The organism is Microbacterium sp. CPCC 204701, from assembly GCF_004010105.1.
Classification (GTDB): Bacteria; Actinomycetota; Actinomycetes; order Actinomycetales; family Microbacteriaceae; genus Microbacterium.
This window is the reverse complement of the sequence record NZ_RRYE01000274.1, coordinates 1-4110: the sequence shown is the minus strand read 5'-3', so window position 1 is coordinate 4110 and position 4110 is coordinate 1. Positions and strand designations below refer to the sequence as shown.

The following is a 4110-nucleotide window of genomic DNA, read 5'->3' as shown; positions in this document are numbered from 1 at the left end:
CGGCCAGCCGACGAGAGTCGGCAGGTCGCCCCCCGTCAGCTGCGGCGTGTCCATGCCGATCACGAGCGTCGGGCCGTCGCACGCGTCGAGGGCGGCGGCGATCCGCTCGTCCAGGCCGCCCGCGCCCTGCCGCATGAGCTCCCACCCCGGAGGGAGGATGGGCGCGACGTCGCCGTCGAGGCACAGCACCCGGCGGTCGACGGCGAGATCCGTCACTGTCTCGATCGTGTCGAGGAGGCTCGCCTCCGCGATCAACGCGGCCTGCGCGAGGCTGAACGGCGGATGCAGCCGGGTCTTGACCCGCCCCGGGCGGCACTCCTTCGCCATCAGCACGACCGTCGTCACCGGGCGACCTCCCGCAGCACGCGCGACATGTCGGCGATCGCGGTCGCCGTACCGCGCACCGTTCCGGTGACCTTCGACCTGCCGACGCGCGGGCGATACCGGACGTCGACCTCGGTGATGCGCCAGCCTCGCCGGGCTGCGAGCAGCACCATCTCCAGCGGGTATCCGCTGCGCCGGTCGCGCAGATCGAGGTCGCGCAGGGCGTCGCGCCGCGCCGCCCGCATCGGTCCGAGATCGTGCAGGCGTGCGCCGGTGATCGAGGTCAGCCGCGAGGCGAGATACGCATTCGCCACACGCGCGTGCAGGGGCCACGATCCGGGCTCGGGACGGCGACGGCCCAGCACGAGGTCCGCCTCGCCCGCCGCGATCGGAGCGACGACCCGCTCGAGTTCGGCCGAGTCGAACGATCCGTCGGCGTCGCAGAACGCCACGATCGGAGCACTCGCGGCACGTAGGCCCGCGTGAGCCGCCGCGCCGAACCCCCGCCGGGGCTCTGCGACGACGAACGCGCCATGCGCGGCGGCGACAGCGGCGGAGTCGTCGGTGGAGCCGTTGTCGACCACGATGGGACGCATTCCCGCCGGCAGTGCCGACAGCACGCCGGGGAGTGCCTGGGCCTCGTCCAGGCACGGGAACACGACATCCACGGCGGCGGTCATGAGTCGACGGTAGGGCGAGGCCGGTGTCGCGGTGCGGGCAAAGGATTACGAAGCGCGGACAACCGTGCGTCGCGGCGGCACCCGCCGCTGTGTGCCGGGTGCGCGGGCCTATCCTGTCGACATGTCCAGTTCCCGGGCTGCGCCGCCGACGACAGACCTGGCCGACCGCCGCGTCCTCGTCGTCGAGGACGACGCGACCGTGCGGGAGGTCGTCGGCACGTACCTGGAGGCGGCGGGGTTCATCGTCGAGGTCGCCACCGACGGGTTCGCGGCACTCGACACCATCGCCGAGCGCGCCCCCGACCTGGTCGTGCTCGACCGCATGCTGCCCGGCATCGACGGCGCCGAGGTGTGTCGCCGCATCCGCGAGACCGAGGACATCCCCGTCATCCTCCTCACCGCCCTCGGCGGCCCGGAGGATCGCGTGGGCGGGCTGGAGGCGGGAGCCGACGACTACATCGCGAAGCCGTTCTCGCCGCGGGAGCTCGTCCTGCGCGTGCAGGCGGTGATGCGCCGCAGTCTCACCGAGTTCGCACCCGAGGCGCCGTTCGACATCGGCTCGTTCCATCTCGACGCGTCGGCACGCGTCGTGGCCAAGGACGGCGGCCCCCTCGCGCTGTCCACCCGCGAGTTCGACCTGTTCGCCTTCCTGCTCAAGCACCCTCGGCGGGTATTCACGCGGGAGGAGCTTCTGCGTGCGGTGTGGGGATGGGAGTTCGGCGATCTGTCCACGGTCACGGTGACGATGCGGCGACTGCGCGAGAAGATCGAGGACGACCCCTCGCATCCTCGCCGCCTGTGCACCGTGTGGGGCGTCGGGTACCGGTTCGAGCCGGGGGAGGAGGCGGAGTGATCCCCTTTCCCGACCTCGTGTCCATCGTCGGCATCGCCCTGCTGTGCGCCGTCGTCGTCGGCGTGCTCGGGCTTCTCGCGCTGCGGCTCGCCCGCCGGTCGCCGCTGATGGTGCAGCTGCTGATCGTCGTGCTCACCGCGATGCTGTCGGTGACCAGCGGAATGATCGCCGTCGCGAACGCCATGTACCTCTCGCCGCACGACCTGCTCGTGGGCGTGTGGGTCTCGGGCAGCGCCACGATCGTCTCGCTCGCGGCCGCCGCGGTGCTGGGGCGGACCTTCACACGTCAGACGGCGCGGCTGCAGCGCTTCGCGCGTGACATCGGCGACGGCGCCCAGGTGGTCCCTCCGGCGTCCTCGGACCGGTCCGAGCTGGCGACGCTGCAGGGGGAGCTCGCCCGTGCCGGCCGCCGCCTCGAAGAGGCGCGCGCCGAGGTGGATGCCCTCGACACGTCGCGCCGCGAGCTCGTCGCGTGGATCTCGCATGACCTGCGCACGCCCCTGGCCGGACTGCGCGCGATGGCGGAGGCGCTGGAGGACGGGCTCGCCGACGATCCGCAGCGCTTCCACCGGCAGATGCGCGCGCAGGTCGACCACCTCTCGGCGCTGGTCGACGAGCTGTTCGAGCTGTCGAAGATCCAGTCCGGCCGGCTGGCGCTCACGATGGAGCCGGTGTCGCTGTACGACCTGGTCAGCGACGCGGTCGCCGAGCTCAGCGCGCTCGCCCGGGCCCATGACATCACGATCCGGGAATCGCCCAGTCCCGATCTGACGGTCGTCGGCGACGCTCGCGAGCTCGCACGCGTCGTCGCGAACCTCTTGATCAACGCCATCCAGCACTCGCCCCCGGGCAGCGAGATCTCGGTCACCACCCGCGACCTGAGCGACGGCACCGCGATGCTCTCGGTCGTCGATGCGGGCGGCGGCATCCCCGAGACCGACATGCCGAAGATCTTCCTCGCGGGCTGGCGATCGGATGCCTCGCGCACGCCCCAGCCGTCGCCCCATGTCGGCGGATCCGGACTCGGCCTCGCGATCGCCCACGGCATCGTCAAGGCGCACGAGGGCGACATCTCCGCCCGCAACGTGCCGGGCGGATGCCGGTTCGACGTCGTGCTGCCGCAGGTCGCGCTGGCGATGTGAGGACTGCGCGGCCCGGGACCCTGGACTCCCGACCCAACGCGAGGAGGACGTGCTCGGCGCAGATCGCCTCGAGCTCGCCGTGGTAGTCAGTCGGGACGGGCCTGCGCCGCCGCCCGCGCGGCGGCGGGCAGGGCGTCGACGATCCGGGCGATGGCAGCCTCGTCGTGGGCCGCAGAGACGAACCAGGCCTCGAACACCGATGGCGGCAGCGAGACGCCGTGCTCCAGCATCGCTCGGAAGAACGGCGGGTAGCGGAACGCCTCCTGCGCCTTGACGGTGTCGTAGTCGACCGGCGGCTCGGCGGCGAACTGGATCGAGAAGAGGTTTCCCGAGCGCTGCAGCACGTGCGTCACGCCGGCCTCGGCAAGGGCGGATGCCGCGGCATCGGCGATCTTCGTCGCCGCGGCGTCGATGCGGGCATAGGCCCCGGAGTCGAGGTGGTCGAGCGTGGTGCGCCCAGCCGCGACCGCGAGCGGATTGCCGCTGAGCGTCCCCGCCTGGTACACCGGTCCGAGGGGCGCGAGCAGCTCCATGATCGCGGCGGCGCCGCCGATCGCGGCGAGCGGGAGCCCGCCGCCGACGACCTTGCCGAACGTGATGAGGTCGGGCGAGAACGGCACCGGGTCGATGCCGTACCAGCCGGCCGGGCCCACCCGGAAGCCGGTGAGCACCTCGTCGAGGATGAGCAGCGCGCCGTGCGCGTGCGCGATGTCGGCGAGAGCGGCGTTGAACCCGTCCGCCGGCGGCACGATGCCCATGTTGGCCGGGGCGGCCTCGACGATGACGGCGGCGATCTGATCGCCGCGCGCCGCGAACACCTCGCGCACCGCATCGACATCGTTGTAGGCGATCACGAGCGTCTGCGCCGCGATCGCGGCGGGAACGCCCGCCGAGCCCGGCATGGCGAGCGTCGCGACGCCCGAGCCCGCCTCGGCGAGGAGGCCGTCGGAGTGCCCGTGGTAGTGGCCGGCGAACTTCACGACGAGGTCGCGGCCGGTCGCGCCGCGCGCGAGGCGGATCGCCGTCATCGTCGCCTCGGTGCCCGTGGAGACGAGCCGCACGCGCTCGACCGGGGTCGCGACGCCGTCCCGGGTCACCCGCGCGGCGATCA

The 4110-nt window shown here is 72.7% G+C and carries 5 protein-coding genes; 2 read left to right on the top strand and 3 right to left on the bottom strand.

Features of this window, described 5'->3' with window-relative positions; genetic code table 11:
* Positions 1-345, bottom strand: a 345-nt coding sequence (locus EIO58_RS13755) for a DUF2064 domain-containing protein (RefSeq protein WP_164861709.1), incomplete at its 3' end; no start/stop codon positions are given.
* Positions 342-1004: a glycosyltransferase family 2 protein gene (locus EIO58_RS13750; RefSeq protein WP_127820011.1), complete on the bottom strand. Its 663-nt coding sequence runs from the start codon at positions 1002-1004 to the stop codon at positions 342-344. The genes EIO58_RS13750 and EIO58_RS13755, both read right to left, overlap by 4 nt.
* Before the next feature lie 121 nt (positions 1005-1125).
* Between EIO58_RS13750 and EIO58_RS13745 the strand changes: the two genes are divergently transcribed.
* Complete coding sequence (locus tag EIO58_RS13745) at positions 1126-1857, top strand: response regulator transcription factor (RefSeq protein ID WP_127820010.1); 732 nt, start codon at positions 1126-1128, stop codon at positions 1855-1857.
* The gene (locus EIO58_RS13740; RefSeq protein WP_127820009.1) at positions 1854-2999 is read left to right on the top strand and encodes a sensor histidine kinase; all 1146 of its coding nucleotides are present in this window, start codon (positions 1854-1856) and stop codon (positions 2997-2999) included. Before EIO58_RS13745 ends, EIO58_RS13740 begins: the two co-directional genes overlap by 4 nt.
* 86 nt (positions 3000-3085) lie before the next feature.
* Here EIO58_RS13740 and EIO58_RS13735 read toward each other — a convergent pair.
* A partial coding sequence (locus tag EIO58_RS13735; RefSeq protein ID WP_127820008.1) for a glutamate-1-semialdehyde 2,1-aminomutase occupies positions 3086-4110 on the bottom strand: 1025 nt, incomplete at its 5' end.